General features: G+C 45.7%; 14 protein-coding genes. All 14 read left to right on the forward strand.

Going from position 1 to position 14,096, the window contains the following annotated elements; all coding sequences use genetic code 11:
* Window positions 1-26 precede the first annotated feature (26 nt).
* The 14 genes from ylqF to frr all read left to right on the forward strand — a co-directional run bounded on the left by ylqF (window position 27) and on the right by frr (window position 14,023).
* Complete coding sequence (gene ylqF, locus ABD734_RS03285) at window positions 27-881, forward strand: ribosome biogenesis GTPase YlqF (protein ID WP_344701368.1); 855 nt, start codon at window positions 27-29, stop codon at window positions 879-881.
* A complete protein-coding gene (locus ABD734_RS03290; protein WP_344701370.1) occupies window positions 878-1,639 on the forward strand; it encodes a ribonuclease HII in 762 nt (253 codons plus the stop codon). The genes ylqF and ABD734_RS03290 overlap by 4 nt, the downstream gene beginning before the upstream one ends.
* An 80-nt stretch (window positions 1,640-1,719) precedes the next feature.
* Window positions 1,720-2,886, forward strand: a complete 1,167-nt coding sequence (sucC, locus tag ABD734_RS03295; RefSeq protein WP_344701372.1) for an ADP-forming succinate--CoA ligase subunit beta — start codon at window positions 1,720-1,722, stop codon at window positions 2,884-2,886.
* Window positions 2,887-2,903: 17 nt separating this feature from the next.
* A complete protein-coding gene (gene sucD / locus ABD734_RS03300) occupies window positions 2,904-3,812 on the forward strand; it encodes a succinate--CoA ligase subunit alpha (RefSeq protein ID WP_344701374.1) in 909 nt (302 codons plus the stop codon).
* Window positions 3,813-3,966: 154 nt separating this feature from the next.
* Complete coding sequence (gene dprA / locus ABD734_RS03305; protein ID WP_344701376.1) at window positions 3,967-4,770, forward strand: DNA-processing protein DprA; 804 nt, start codon at window positions 3,967-3,969, stop codon at window positions 4,768-4,770.
* A 97-nt stretch (window positions 4,771-4,867) separates the two neighbouring features.
* A complete protein-coding gene (topA, locus tag ABD734_RS03310; RefSeq protein WP_344701378.1) occupies window positions 4,868-6,934 on the forward strand; it encodes a type I DNA topoisomerase in 2,067 nt (688 codons plus the stop codon).
* Window positions 6,935-7,142: 208 nt separating this feature from the next.
* On the forward strand, window positions 7,143-8,024 hold the full coding sequence (gene xerC, locus ABD734_RS03315) for a tyrosine recombinase XerC (RefSeq protein ID WP_344701380.1): 882 nt from the start codon (window positions 7,143-7,145) through the stop codon (window positions 8,022-8,024).
* 4 nt (window positions 8,025-8,028) lie between these two features.
* Window positions 8,029-8,568, forward strand: coding sequence for an ATP-dependent protease subunit HslV (gene hslV / locus ABD734_RS03320; RefSeq protein ID WP_344701382.1), 540 nt, complete (start codon window positions 8,029-8,031; stop codon window positions 8,566-8,568).
* 14 nt (window positions 8,569-8,582) lie between these two features.
* Entirely contained in the window at window positions 8,583-9,953 is a 1,371-nt protein-coding gene (gene hslU / locus ABD734_RS03325) for an ATP-dependent protease ATPase subunit HslU (RefSeq protein ID WP_344701384.1), read from the forward strand.
* A 19-nt stretch (window positions 9,954-9,972) separates the two neighbouring features.
* The gene (codY, locus tag ABD734_RS03330; RefSeq protein WP_344701386.1) at window positions 9,973-10,743 is read left to right on the forward strand and encodes a GTP-sensing pleiotropic transcriptional regulator CodY; all 771 of its coding nucleotides are present in this window, start codon (window positions 9,973-9,975) and stop codon (window positions 10,741-10,743) included.
* Between the two features lie 147 nt (window positions 10,744-10,890).
* On the forward strand, window positions 10,891-11,670 hold the full coding sequence (gene rpsB / locus ABD734_RS03335; RefSeq protein WP_344701388.1) for a 30S ribosomal protein S2: 780 nt from the start codon (window positions 10,891-10,893) through the stop codon (window positions 11,668-11,670).
* A 110-nt stretch (window positions 11,671-11,780) separates the two neighbouring features.
* Entirely contained in the window at window positions 11,781-12,659 is an 879-nt protein-coding gene (tsf, locus tag ABD734_RS03340; RefSeq protein ID WP_344701390.1) for a translation elongation factor Ts, read from the forward strand.
* 68 nt (window positions 12,660-12,727) lie between these two features.
* Complete coding sequence (pyrH, locus tag ABD734_RS03345) at window positions 12,728-13,450, forward strand: UMP kinase (protein ID WP_344701392.1); 723 nt, start codon at window positions 12,728-12,730, stop codon at window positions 13,448-13,450.
* Between the two features lie 15 nt (window positions 13,451-13,465).
* A complete protein-coding gene (frr, locus tag ABD734_RS03350) occupies window positions 13,466-14,023 on the forward strand; it encodes a ribosome recycling factor (RefSeq protein WP_344701394.1) in 558 nt (185 codons plus the stop codon).
* Window positions 14,024-14,096: the final 73 nt, after the last annotated feature.

Raw genomic sequence — 14,096 nt, forward strand, 5'->3', positions numbered from 1 at the left:
AGATTTATAGATAGGAGTGCTTTTATATGAGCATAAACTGGTTCCCGGGTCATATGGCCAAAGCGAGAAGGGAAGTGGAAGAGAATTTGAAGAAGGTGGATGTGGTGATTGAAATACTGGATGCCCGCATCCCAAATTCAAGCCATAACCCCATGATGGATGAAATCACAAAGCATAAACCTCGTGTCGTAGTGTTGAATAAAGTGGATATGGCCGATCCGAAAGCTACGGATCGCTGGTTATCTAAATTCAAGAGTGAAGGGAAATATCCAGTCGCCCTGGATGGCCGCCATAACCAGATAATCAAAAAAATCGAGCCGTTGGCGGTAAAGGCTACTGCCGAGGACTTCAATAGAATGGAAGAAAAAGGCATCAGGCGCCGTGCCATAAGAGCTATGATCATAGGTATACCCAATGTCGGCAAATCCACAGTCATCAACAATATCGCCAGAAAGAAAGGAGCGAAGACCGGGAACACCCCAGGTGTCACTAAACAGCAGCAATGGATCAAAGCCGGACAGCAGATGGAGCTGCTGGATACACCAGGTATCCTCTGGCCGAAATTCGAGGATGAGGCGACAGGAAAGAAGCTTGCCTTGACCGGTGCAATTAAGGATACGGTTGTGCCACTTGATGAAGTTGCAATCTTTGGCATGCAGCACCTGCTTGAATGGGACCCCGAGCGCTTTAATGCATTCTACAACATTTCTGCGAGCCAAGATGATGACATCGTCACAGTATTCGATGCCATAGGCAAGTCTAGAGGTATGAAGTCAAGCGGAAATGAAATCAACTATGAAGCTGTGACCAATCGGGTCATCCACGATATCAGAAATGGCAAGATTGGCCGCTATACATTCGATAAGGTGGATGCACAGTGAAGATATCAGAGATCGAAACAGAACTCGGAGACTATACAACACTTGATGAATTGAACAGGTCCCCATGGCGTGATGATCCGAGGAAAGGGGTAGCCAAATCATTAGAACGCCATAGGAAGAGGCTGGAAAATGAAGCCCTGATGAGAGAAAAATATGAATATATGAGCCGATACGAACGTAATCTAAAAGGCAAGGCTGAGTATATTGCGGGTGTCGACGAAGCGGGGCGCGGACCCATTGCGGGGGAAGTGGTGGCAGCTGCGGTCGTTCTGCCGGAAGGCTTCATGCTGCCCGGTCTGGATGATTCAAAGAAGCTTTCCCTGAAGAAAAGGATGGCCTTCCGTGAGATAATCATCGCGGAGGCGGACTACGGTATAGGCACCGCAAGCGTCTATGAGATAGATCGGCTCAATATCTACCAGGCAAGCCGTCTGGCGATGAAGCGTGCCGTTGATGAGTTGGCCGCTGCTCCCGACCATCTTCTTGTGGATGCGATGACCATCGGCATGGGAATTGAAGAGACCTCAATCATAAAAGGAGATGCAAATTCCGTCTCGATTGCTGCTGCCAGTGTGCTCGCCAAAACAGAAAGGGATCTGTATATGGAGCATTACGACACAGTTTATCCAGATTATGGATTCTCCGCCCATAAGGGATACGGCACAACGGAGCATTTGGCCGCACTTGACTCACTTGGCCCCTGCGAAATACACCGCCATACATTTGAACCGGTGAAATCCATGCGACTAAAATATTAATTTTTGGAATGCAGTTTACTTTAATGAGCACCTTTTCTATAATTGGGGGGTAAGGTTAAAAAAGTCTTAGGAGGATGAACATGAATATCCATGAGTATCAAGGGAAAGAAATCTTTCGCTCCATGGGCGTGGCCGTGCCTAACGGCAGTGTAGCCTATACACCGGAGGAAGCAGTGAAAGCAGCTAAAACACTGGACTCTGATGTATACGTCGTAAAAGCACAGATCCACGCGGGCGGACGCGGTAAAGCAGGCGGTGTCAAAATCGCCAAGACACTGGATGAAGTTAAGGAGTACGCCAAGGAACTGCTCGGCAAAGTGCTCGTTACCCACCAGACCGGTCCTGAAGGAAAAGAAGTTAAACGTCTCCTGATCGAAGAAGGATGCGACATCCAGAATGAATACTATATCGGTCTAGTCGTAGACCGTGCAACAGACCGCGTCGTATTGATGGGTTCTGAAGAAGGCGGTACCGAGATTGAGGAAGTTGCTGAAGCGACTCCTGAAAAAATCTTCAAGGAAGTCATCGACCCTGTAGTCGGACTCATGCCTTATCAGGCCAGAAGACTTGCCTTCAACATCAACATTCCAAAGGAATCTGTCGGCAAGGCGACTAAATTGATGCTCTCCCTATACAAAGTATTTACTGAAAAAGACTGTTCCATCATGGAAATCAACCCGCTCGTCACAACGGGCGAAGGTGAAGTGCTCGCATTGGATGCGAAAGTGAACTTTGATGAGAATGCGCTCTTTAGGAATAAAGATATAGTAGAACTCCGCGACTTGGATGAAGAAGATCCAAAAGAGATTGAAGCATCCAAATATGATCTGTCCTATGTTGCGCTGGATGGTAATATCGGTTGTATGGTAAACGGTGCCGGTCTTGCTATGGCAACAATGGATACCATCAATCACTTCGGCGGCGAGCCTGCCAACTTCCTAGACGTAGGGGGCGGCGCTACAACTGAGAAAGTAACTGAAGCATTCAAGATCATCCTCGGGGATGAAGGTGTTGAAGGTATTTTCGTCAACATTTTCGGCGGCATCATGAAATGTGACGTCATCGCTGAAGGTGTCGTGGAAGCGGTCAAGAATGTCGGGCTTGATATCCCGTTGGTTGTGCGTCTGGAAGGTACCAACGTTGAAAAAGGTAAGGAAATCCTTGCACAGTCCGATTTTGATATAATTTCTGCACAGACGATGGCTGAAGGTGCCAAGAAAATCATCGAAGCGGTCAATAATAAATAAAAACGGAGGAATCTACTGTGGGCGTATTTATCGATAAAAATACTAAAGTACTAGTTCAGGGCATCACCGGAGCAACTGCATTGTTCCATACAAAGCAGATGCTTGAGTATGGAACCCAGATTGTTGCAGGGGTGACACCAGGTAAAGGTGGCCAGGAAGTAGAAGGCGTGCCAGTATTTAATACTGTTGAAGAAGCGAAGAAAGAAACAGGTGCATCAGTATCTGTCATCTATGTGCCGGCACCTTTTGCGGCTGATGCGATAGTCGAATGTGCCGATGCAGAACTGGATATGGCGATCTGTATCACTGAGCACATTCCTGTACTTGATATGGTTAAAGTCAAGCGTTATATGGAAGGCAAGAAGACGCGCCTTGTCGGACCGAACTGTCCGGGCGTAATCACTGCCGACGAATGCAAAATCGGCATCATGCCAGGATATATACACAAAAAAGGTCATGTCGGCGTAGTAAGCCGCTCCGGCACGTTGACATATGAAGCGGTGCACCAATTGACTGAAGCCGGAATCGGGCAGACTACTGCTGTCGGTATCGGCGGTGACCCGGTCAATGGTACAAACTTCATCGACACGCTGAAAGCGTTCAATGAAGACCCTGAGACAGAAGCGGTGGTCATGATCGGAGAAATCGGCGGTACTGCAGAAGAAGAAGCTGCAGAGTGGGTCAAAGAAAACATGAACAAGCCTGTCGTAGGATTCATCGGTGGGGTGACAGCTCCTCCAGGCAAACGTATGGGTCACGCAGGTGCAATCATTTCCGGTGGTAAAGGTACAGCTGATGAAAAAATCAAAACGATGAACGCGTGTGGCATCGAAACGGCTGATACGCCTTCTGAAATCGGTGAAACTCTAATCAACCGAATCAAGAAAGAAGATGGTCTTTACGAAAAATGCCTCACTGTAAAATAAACGTCATATAAATCATATGAACTTCTACAAAAAAAGCAGAACCCTATATGGGGTTCTGCTTTTTTTGGCAGTTAATTCCATAAGATTTAACATAAATGTCATGGCGTGTCGGGTTAATTCTCCTATAATTCAAAAAGAGATGGGAGGAATATATTTGAATCATTTAAAATTAAGCTTTGCAGGAGTTACTGTACAGGAGTATAGGAAATATATTGTAGGAAGTGCATTCCCTCCAAAAGGGCTGTCGGAAAAGATTTCCCGTGCACAGAAAATGGATGGGGAAGCGTTGCTTAAAATCTTAGAGGAACAGCGCATAGGATATATTACGATTGATGATGCGGATTATCCAGCACTCCTAAAGGAAATATATGATCCCCCCTACATACTTTATTATCGCGGTGACCCGACGCTTTTTGCACATTGCAAGCTAGCTGTAGTGGGGAGCCGTAAGGCAGGATTTTATACACGCCGGGCATTGGATGGTATCATACCAGGACTTGCACAGGAGATAACGATTGTTTCCGGCCTCGCCTATGGCGCGGATGCCATTGCGCATGAAGCGGCCTTGAAAGATGGCAGGACTACAATCGGTGTGCTGGCGTTCGGGCATGACGTGCATTATCCTAAAAGCACCCAACATGTCCGCACCCTCATGGAAGCCGATCATCTGGTCGTAAGCGAGTACCCGCCCGGCACTTCGATAGAGAAGTGGCGCTTCGTTGCGCGTAATAGGATCATAGCGGGAATGTCGGTTGGCGTGCTGGTCACTGAAGCTGAAGTCGGCGGTGGCAGCATGATCACACTGGAGATGGCTTTGGATGAGAACCGCATTGGATTCTGCATACCTGGGAATATTCATTCACCGCTCTCAAAAGGCACAAATATAAGAATACAGGATGGTGCCAAAATGGTGCTTGGTCCGAGTGATATAATGGAAGAAATTTTCATCGGCCGATAAAGCAAATGAAAATATTAAAAATAATTATAGTTGACAAACAATTTTAATTCACTGTATTATTTGGATTTGAAAACACAAATAAGGAGGCGGACGGCTTATGGCAGATAATCTGGTAATAGTGGAATCGCCTGCTAAAGCAAAAACAATAGAGAAGTATCTCGGAAAAAGGTATAAAGTCGTTGCGTCCATGGGGCATGTCCGCGACCTGCCCCGTAGTCAGACAGGAATCGATACTGAAAACAATTACGAACCTAAATATATAACGATTAGAGGCAAAGGTCCTCTTCTCAAAGAATTGAAGAAAGAAGCGAAAAAAGCGAAAAGAATATACTTGGCGAGTGACCCGGACCGTGAAGGCGAAGCCATAGCATGGCACCTCAGTCATGCTTTAGGTGACGATAAGGAATATTACAGGGTAGTGTTCAATGAAATAACTAAAGAAGCCGTCAAAGAAAGCTTCAAGCAGCCTGGAGAAATCAATCAGAAATTGGTGGATGCCCAACAGGCCAGGCGTATACTTGACCGCCTTGTGGGCTACAACATCTCTCCAGTCTTATGGAAGAAAGTCAAAAAAGGGTTGTCTGCAGGCCGTGTCCAGTCCGTTGCTCTAAAACTGATCATAGACCGGGAAAACGAAATAAGGAATTTCAAGCCGGAAGAATATTGGACGATTACAGGACTCTTCAATTATTCAAAAAGTGATTTTGAAGGAAAGTACAACCGCCTTGAAGACGCCAAAATGAAACTGAAGACGAAAGATGACGTCGAACACGTGATGAAACAGCTGAAAGGGAACGATTTCACTGTAGACTCTGTACAGAAGAAGGAGAAGAAGAGAAATCCTTCCAAGCCCTTCACAACATCTTCCCTGCAGCAGGAAGCTGCCCGTAAGCTGAACTTTAAGGCGCGTAAGACGATGATGGTCGCCCAACAGCTCTATGAGGGAATCGATATTAAAAAAGGAGGCACTGTCGGGCTCATCACCTATATGAGGACAGACTCCACCCGCATCTCGCCAGTCGCCCAGAAGGAAGCCGTCGAGTATATCGAAGCGGAGTACGGCAAGGAGTTCATCGGCAAAAAGCCTTCAAAGGCGCAGGCGGAAGGAAGCCAGGATGCCCACGAAGCTGTAAGGCCGACCAGTGCCAACCGATCTCCAGCCAATATGAAACAGTACTTATCCAGAGATCAGTATAGGCTCTATAAGCTTATATGGGAACGTTTCATCGCCAGCATGATGGCGCCGGCGATATTGGACACTGTACGCATGGAGATGTCCAATAATGGAGTCATCTTCCGCAGTAACGGTCAAACGATCAAATTCAAAGGATTCATGCAGATCTATGTCGAAGGAAAAGACGATGAAGAGGAAGAGTTGGAGAACAAGCTGCCGGATATCAAGGAAGGCGAAACGGTTGTTTCAAAAGATATCAAGCCCAATCAGCACTTCACCCAGCCACCCCCAAGGTATACGGAGGCGCGCCTTGTGAAGACGTTGGAAGAGCAAGGTATAGGACGTCCTTCAACTTATGCTCCGACCCTCGATACGATCCAGAAGCGGAATTATGTCAAAATCGATCAGAAGCGTTTCTTCCCGACTGAACTTGGTGAGATCGTTAATGAATCGGTGACACAATATTTCCCTGATATAATTGAAGCCGAGTTTACGCGGACTATGGAAAAAAGTCTCGACGATATCGCGGAAGGTGATGCATCATGGGTAGCAGTCATCGACGAATTCTATAAAAACTTCGAGCCCCAGGTGGCACGTGCCGATGAAGAAATGGAAAAAATAGAAATAAAAGATGAGCCGGCCGGTGAAGATTGTGAGAAGTGCGGTTCTCCGATGGTCTACAAGATGGGACGCTATGGTAAGTTCATGGCATGCTCAAATTTCCCGGATTGCCGCAATACAAAAGCAATCGTCAAAGAAATAGGTGTTACTTGTCCTAAATGTGAAAAAGGCCAGGTCGTTGAGCGGAAGTCCAAGAAAAATCGGATATTCTATGGTTGCGACAGATATCCTGAATGTGACTTCATCTCTTGGGACCGTCCGATTGGACGGAATTGTCCAAGGTGCGACCACTATCTGGTAGAGACGAAAAAAGGTAAGACGGCAAAAGTTAAATGTACAAATTGTGACTATGAAGAGAAAGCGGAGTAGATGAATACCCATCTTTGTATGGGTATTTTTCTATGACCTTCATAAAATATTGGCAATATTCATATTTCTTTGTGCATTTCAGTGCAAAATAGGTTATTATATACTATTGGAGCTACAAGCATTGATTGAGCGGTGGAATCAGCATACCGCTATCAATTGATGCCAGCGGCTTAATTGTGATAAGATTCTGATAAAAGGCGGTGTGTTCATGTCCCATCTTGAAAATTTCCTTGAACAGCTTCTATATCAGCGTAATTTATCACCACATACTGTAGATGCATATAGGATAGATATCACAGAATTCTTCAAGTTCCTTGATCAGGAAGGGCTCGAATATGCTTCTTTCAAGTACATGGATGCAAGAAACTACTTGAATATGCTATATAAAAAAGGGTTGAGCAAATCCACCGTATCCCGTAAAATCTCTTCCTTGAGAAGTTTCTATAATTATCTTATGGACAGGGGAGAGGTATCCGGCAATCCGTTTACGAATCTGCCAAATCCAAAAAAAGAGAAGCGTCTTCCAGGATTCATGTATGAAAACGAGCTCGAGAAGCTATTCGATTCATTGGACAAAGATGCAAAGATGTATGAACGTGACTTGGCGATACTTGAATTGCTCTACGCGACTGGTATGCGCGCATCCGAACTGCTCGGGTTAAAGATCAGCGATATAGATTTCAATCATGGACTTTTGAAGGTGCGGGGTAAAGGGAATAAGGAACGTGTCCTTCCCTTTGGTGAACATGCTGGTGAGGCATTGAAGAATTACGTGGATAAACACAAGGCTGTGATAGAAGCTAATGGAAGGCTTTGGGTCAACTACAGGGATGGCCCACTTACCGATCGCGGACTGCGGTACGCAATTGATATGATGGTGAAGAAGAGCGCGAGTGATTTTCACCTTCACCCCCATAAGATCAGACATAGTTTTGCGACCCACATGTTGAACAACGGTGCTGATCTAAGGGCGGTCCAGGAACTTCTGGGACATGAATCATTATCCACGACACAACAATATACTCATGTCTCCAAAGAGCAATTGAGGAGAACTTACTTGAAGCACCATCCAGCGAATCAGAAGAGGTGACAACATGGCAATAAAAGGAACGACGATATTCGGCATCAGTCATAAAGGAAAAATGGCAATGGCCGGCGATGGCCAAGTGACTCTTGGCAACCAAGTCGTCATGAAGCACTCGGCAAGGAAAGTGAGACGGCTTTTCGATGATAAGGTAATCGCAGGATTTGCGGGGAGTGTGGCTGATGCATTCACATTATTTGAAAAATTCGAAGCGAATCTCTACGCTTACAATGGCAACCTCACAAGAGCGGCAGTTGAGCTAGCCAAGGAATGGCGCGGCGACAAAATCCTGAGGCAGCTTGAGGCGATGCTTATAGTGATGGATAAGGAAACCATGCTGTTGGTCAGTGGTACAGGCGAAGTCATAGAGCCTGATGACGGCATACTGGCCATAGGCAGTGGTGGTAACTTTGCACTGAGTGCCGGACGCGCGATGAAGAAGCACGGCGACAATCTTGATGCAGAAACAATCGCCCGCGATAGCCTGCTGATCGCCAGTGAAATCTGCGTGTTCACGAATGACCATATAATTGTAGAAACGATAGACTAAAGGAGCGTTTTGAAGTGAAAGATAATCTGACGCCAAGAGAAATAACAAAGCGGCTCGATGAGGATATCATCGGTCAGCATGAAGCAAAGCGCAAAGTGGCAATCGCCATGAGGAACAGACATCGCCGCATGCAGCTGGACGATTCCCTGAAAGCTGAAGTGGTACCAAAGAACATCTTGATGATCGGCCCTACCGGTGTCGGCAAGACAGAAATAGCAAGAAGGATGGCAAAGCTTACTGGAGCGCCATTCTCTAAAGTGGAAGCGACAAAATTCACGGAAGTCGGCTATGTTGGCCGCGATGTGGAAAGCATGGTGCGTGATCTGGTCGAAGCCAGCGTAAAAATCGTTAAGGAAGAAAAGATGAGGCTCGTGGAGGAAGATGCGGAGAAGCTTGCCGAAGAACGTCTGATCACTTTACTTGCCCCCGGCGAAAAAAAGAACCAGCAGAGCTCCAACCCTTTCGAAATGTTCATGAACCAGCAATCTGATGAAACAGTTGAAGAGGTGACCCCTGAAGTCAGGACGAAGCGCATGAACCTGAGGGAGAAGCTTGCAGCAGGCCATCTGGAAGATACGAATGTAACTATAGAAGTGGAGCAGGACCAGAATCCGATGGGAATGATGATGCCTGGTATGGACAACAGTGGCATGCAGGATATGCTGAAGCAGTTCATGCCGAAGAATAAGCACAAAAGAACCATGCCTGTCAGCAAAGCCCGAGGATACCTGAAGCGACAAGAAGCAGAAAAGATAATCGACACCGACAGTGTAAACGATGAGGCAATCTCCTTGGCGGAAACCATGGGCATCATATTCATCGACGAAATGGATAAGATCGCAAAAGGTGGCCAGAACTCAGGCGATGTTTCACGTGAGGGTGTACAAAGGGATATCCTCCCTATCGTAGAGGGTAGCACGGTTCAGACCAAGTATGGCCCAGTAGCTACCGAACATATCCTCTTCATAGGAGCAGGAGCCTTCCATGTGGCAAAGCCAAGCGACCTCATACCTGAATTGCAGGGGCGTTTTCCGATCCGGGTGGAATTGGATAAACTTAAAACTGAAGATTTCGAGAAGATCTTGAAGGAACCGAAAAGTTCCTTGGTCAAGCAATATGAAGCATTGCTTGCTACAGAGGGCGTCACGATATCCTTCACTGAAGCAGCCATCCATACGCTTGCCGAGATTGCTTTTGAAGTCAACAGCGGTACCGATGACATCGGGGCGAGAAGGCTGCACACCATATTGGAAACACTACTGGAAGAACTGCTGTTTGAAGCAAGTGGCATGCAGGGTGCCCATGTAGAAATTACAGAGCAATATGTTTCATCGAGACTCAACAACATAAAATCGGATAAGAATTTGAGCGCATTCATACTATAAATCTAAAGGAGAATCATCAATGGAGAATTTATTGCAGAAAACACGGGAAATTAACAAACTTATTCAAAGTCAAGAAGGTGTCAAAGTAGATTTCAAGGAAGTGTCCGAAAAGTTAAGCGGTGTCATTGAATGTAATGTCTTCATCGTCTCGCGTAAAGGTAAACTTCTTGGGTATGGCATCAACCAGAAAATCGAAAACCCTAGAATATACGATATGCTTGAGCAAAGAAGGTTCCCGCAGGAATATGTAGACATGATCATGAAGATCAGCGAAACGAAAGAAAACATCAGTTTCGATGATGCGATGACAGTCTTCCCGACTGAAGATTCCTTCCAGGACTCTGAAACATGCATCGTACCGGTATTCGGTGGTGGAGAGCGTCTGGGCACGCTCGTCCTCGGACGCGTAACTGAGAAGTTTGAAACGAGCGACCTTGTATTGGCAGAGTATGCGGGTACAGTGGTCGGTATGGAGATACTCCGTGAAAAGCAGGAAGAAGTTGAACAAAAAGCAAGGGATAAAGCGAGCATATCCATGGCGATCCGCTCCTTGTCCTATTCTGAACGCGAAGCTATCGAGCACATTTTTGATGAACTCGGCTCCGATGAAGGTCTGCTCGTTGCGTCAAAAGTGGCTGATCGCGTTGGGATCACTCGCTCCGTGATTGTAAATGCGCTGCGCAAACTTGAAAGTGCAGGCGTCATAGAGTCAAGATCTCTCGGGATGAAAGGGACATTCATCAAAGTTAAAAAAGAGGATTTCCTACCAGAACTCAGAAAAGATAGCTAAATCAAAGTTTGATTTATCGGCTAAAGTATGGTATATTATTTAACGGCTGAAAAAGCCCATTACGCACAGTCCGGTGAAGTGGAAACAGGTGCCTTACGGTCGTTTCCATAGCTGTACTGGAGGAAAAACCAGAGGAGGAAATCAATTATGGCAGTAATTACTATGAAGCAATTGCTCGAAGCTGGTGTACATTTCGGTCACCAGACGCGCCGTTGGAACCCTAAGATGAAGAGATACATCTTCACGGAAAGAAACGGCATCTATATCATCGACCTGCAAAAGACGGTTAAAAAAGTAGGGGAAGCTTATGAGTTCGTAAAAAGCGTCTCTGAAGAAGGTGGCAAAGTACTATTCGTAGGTACTAAAAAGCAAGCACAGGATTCAATCAAAGAAGAAGCTGAGCGTGCTGGTCAACTTTACGTCAACCAAAGATGGCTCGGTGGTATCCTGACAAACTACAAAACAATATCCAAGCGTATCCGCCGCATCTCTGAAATCGAAAAGATGGAAGAGAACGGTACATTCGATGTACTGCCTAAAAAGGAAGTAGTCGAGTTGCGTAAGGAATATGCACGTCTCATCAAATTCCTTGGTGGTATACGTGAAATGAAAGAGATGCCAAAAGCACTCTTCATCGTTGACCCGAGAAAAGAACGCAATGCGATTGCTGAAGCGAAAAAACTTGGTATCCCTATTGTCGCAATGGTTGATACAAACTGTGATCCGGACGAAATCGACTATGTCATCCCGGCTAACGATGACGCTATCCGTGCAGTAAGACTCATGACCAGTAAAATGGCTGATGCAGTACTTGAAGGACAACGCGGCGTTTCAGACGATGAGATTGCTGAAGAGCAGAATATCGACATGACAGAAGAAGACTCTGAAGAAACCACTGAAACGGTTGAAGCTGGCGAAAGCAAATAGAGACATGTTCAAACGGTGATAAGTTATTTATTCTTATCACCTTTTTTAAAAGGTGGGACCCTTTGCCCTAAGGCATAATCTCCCGAATTTAAAGACCAGGAGGATTCTAAATGGCTATTACTGCAAAAATGGTTAAAGAACTACGTGAAAGAACAGGTGCAGGCATGATGGACTGCAAAAAAGCACTCCAGGAGACTGATGGTGACATCGATAAAGCAGTAGATTATCTACGCGAAAAAGGTATGTCAAAAGCAGCCAAGAAAGCTGATCGTATTGCGGCTGAAGGCCTTGTACACGTTGCTTCCAAAGGCAACGATGGCGTAATCGTTGAAATCAACTCAGAAACAGACTTCGTTGCACGCAACGAAGAGTTCCAGAAGTTGGTTCAAGACATCGCTGAGCATATTCTGACGACAAAACCACATGATCTCGATGAATTGAACGCTTCAGAGATGAATGGTAAAAAAGTTGACGACGCGATGAAGGAAGCTGTCGCGAAAATTGGTGAAAAACTCACTTTGAGAAGGTTTGCACTGGCTGAGAAGACAGATGAAGATTCATTCGGCGAATACCTTCACATGGGTGGACGCATCGGCGTACTCACGTTGGTTGAAGGCTCTACAGATGTAGAAGCAGCCAAAGATGTAGCGATGCATGCAGCGGCACTGAATCCAAAGTATGTTTCTAAGGATGATGTTTCACAAGAAGAGCTGGACCACGAAAGAGAAGTCCTCAAACAGCAAGCTCTTAATGAAGGGAAACCTGAAAACATCGTAGATAAGATGGTTGAAGGCAGAATGCGTAAATACCTCGAAGAAATCTGCATCGTGGATCAGCCTTTCGTCAAAGATTCCGATCAGACTGTTGAAGAGTTCCTCAAATCCAAAGGCGGTACACTTAAAAACTTCATCCGTTTTGAAGTCGGCGAAGGTCTCGAAAAGAGAGAAGAAAACTTTGCTGATGAAGTAATGGATCAAGTGAATAAGTAAGGAAAAGACACTTCGGTGTCTTTTTTTCTAAATTGATTTCATATAAAAATTAAGTAAGGATGGGACTTATGCCTGAAACTTCCAAATTTAAACGAATCGTATTGAAATTAAGCGGCGAAGCATTGGCTGGAGAAGATGGGTTCGGAATAAATCCGGTAGTCATCAAGAATATTGCGAAGCAAGTTTTCGAAGCAAAGGAACTTGGCGTGGAGATCGCCGTAATCGTCGGCGGCGGCAATATATGGAGAGGTAAAGTTGGAAGTGATCTGGGCATGGACCGCGGCACGGCAGACTATATGGGAATGCTCGCTACAGTGATGAATTCCCTGGCGCTCCAAGACAGTCTTGAGCAACTTGAATGTGAAACACGTGTGCTTACATCAATCGAGATGAAGCAAGTTGCTGAACCATATATCAGAAGGCGGGCAATCAGGCACCTGGAAAAAGGACGTATCGTCATTTTTGCAGCTGGAATCGGCAACCCATATTTCTCAACAGACACAACAGCGGCACTCAGGGCAGCTGAAGTCGAAGCCGATGTCATATTGATGGGCAAAAATAACGTCGACGGTGTCTACTCTGCAGATCCAAAGACGGATTCAAACGCCTACAAATACGAAAAATTGACCTATATGGAAATGCTGCAGGAAAATCTGCAGGTCATGGATGCGACAGCTTCATCCTTCTGTATGGACAATGACATACCGCTTATGGTATTTTCGATTACAGAACAAGGCAACATTAAACGCGCAGTATCAGGTGAGACCATCGGTACAGAAATTACAAAATAACAGGAGAGAAAACAAATGAGTGAATCAGTTCTTAAGGACGCTAAACAAAAGATGAGTAAATCATTGGATAACCTGAACAGGGAACTCGCCACCATCCGTACAGGCCGTGCGAGCTCAAACATGCTCGACCGTGTAATGGTGAATTACTATGGTGCTCCGACTCCAGTGAATCAGCTTGCAGGAATCGCTGTGCCGGAAGCGAGGATGCTTACTGTCACGCCTTATGACAAAAGCTCCGTAGATGATGTTCTAAAAGCGATACAGCAGGCAGACTTGGGTGTAAATCCGACAAGTGATGGTACAATGATCCGCATCACGGTGCCTCAACTTACGGAAGAGCGCCGTAAAGAATTCGTCAAAGATGCACGCAAGGAAGGCGAGAATGCTAAAGTCGCAATCCGGAATGTCAGGCGCGAAGCAAATGACGAATTGAAGCGTCTTGAAAAAGATGGTGAACTGACTGAGGATGACCTCAGAAGCTACAGTGACGATGTGCAGCAGCTTACAGATAAGCACATTAATGAAATTGATGCCATTTGTGACGAAAAAGAAAAGGATATTATGTCAGTCTAAACCAAATGACATTTTAAGGCAGGAGATTCCTGCCTATTTTTTTTATGCCTCCGATATATGGTAGAATAAATTG

Origin of the sequence: Salinicoccus jeotgali (genome assembly GCF_039538805.1) — a bacterium.
In the GTDB taxonomy this organism is placed as follows: Bacteria; Bacillota; Bacilli; order Staphylococcales; family Salinicoccaceae; genus Salinicoccus; species Salinicoccus jeotgali.

Excerpts from the sequence above, each read along its gene's own strand:
- codY (WP_344701386.1), top strand. The coding sequence starts at position 9,973 with ATGGAGAATTTATTGCAGAAAACACGGGAAATTAACAAACTTATTCAA.
- rpsB (WP_344701388.1), top strand. The coding sequence starts at position 10,891 with ATGGCAGTAATTACTATGAAGCAATTGCTCGAAGCTGGTGTACATTTC.
- ylqF (WP_344701368.1), top strand. The coding sequence starts at position 27 with ATGAGCATAAACTGGTTCCCGGGTCATATGGCCAAAGCGAGAAGGGAA.
- sucC (WP_344701372.1), top strand. The coding sequence starts at position 1,720 with ATGAATATCCATGAGTATCAAGGGAAAGAAATCTTTCGCTCCATGGGC.
- topA (WP_344701378.1), top strand. The coding sequence starts at position 4,868 with ATGGCAGATAATCTGGTAATAGTGGAATCGCCTGCTAAAGCAAAAACA.
- tsf (WP_344701390.1), top strand. The coding sequence starts at position 11,781 with ATGGCTATTACTGCAAAAATGGTTAAAGAACTACGTGAAAGAACAGGT.
- frr (WP_344701394.1), top strand. The coding sequence starts at position 13,466 with ATGAGTGAATCAGTTCTTAAGGACGCTAAACAAAAGATGAGTAAATCA.
- pyrH (WP_344701392.1), top strand. The coding sequence starts at position 12,728 with ATGCCTGAAACTTCCAAATTTAAACGAATCGTATTGAAATTAAGCGGC.
- xerC (WP_344701380.1), top strand. The coding sequence starts at position 7,143 with ATGTCCCATCTTGAAAATTTCCTTGAACAGCTTCTATATCAGCGTAAT.
- hslV (WP_344701382.1), top strand. The coding sequence starts at position 8,029 with ATGGCAATAAAAGGAACGACGATATTCGGCATCAGTCATAAAGGAAAA.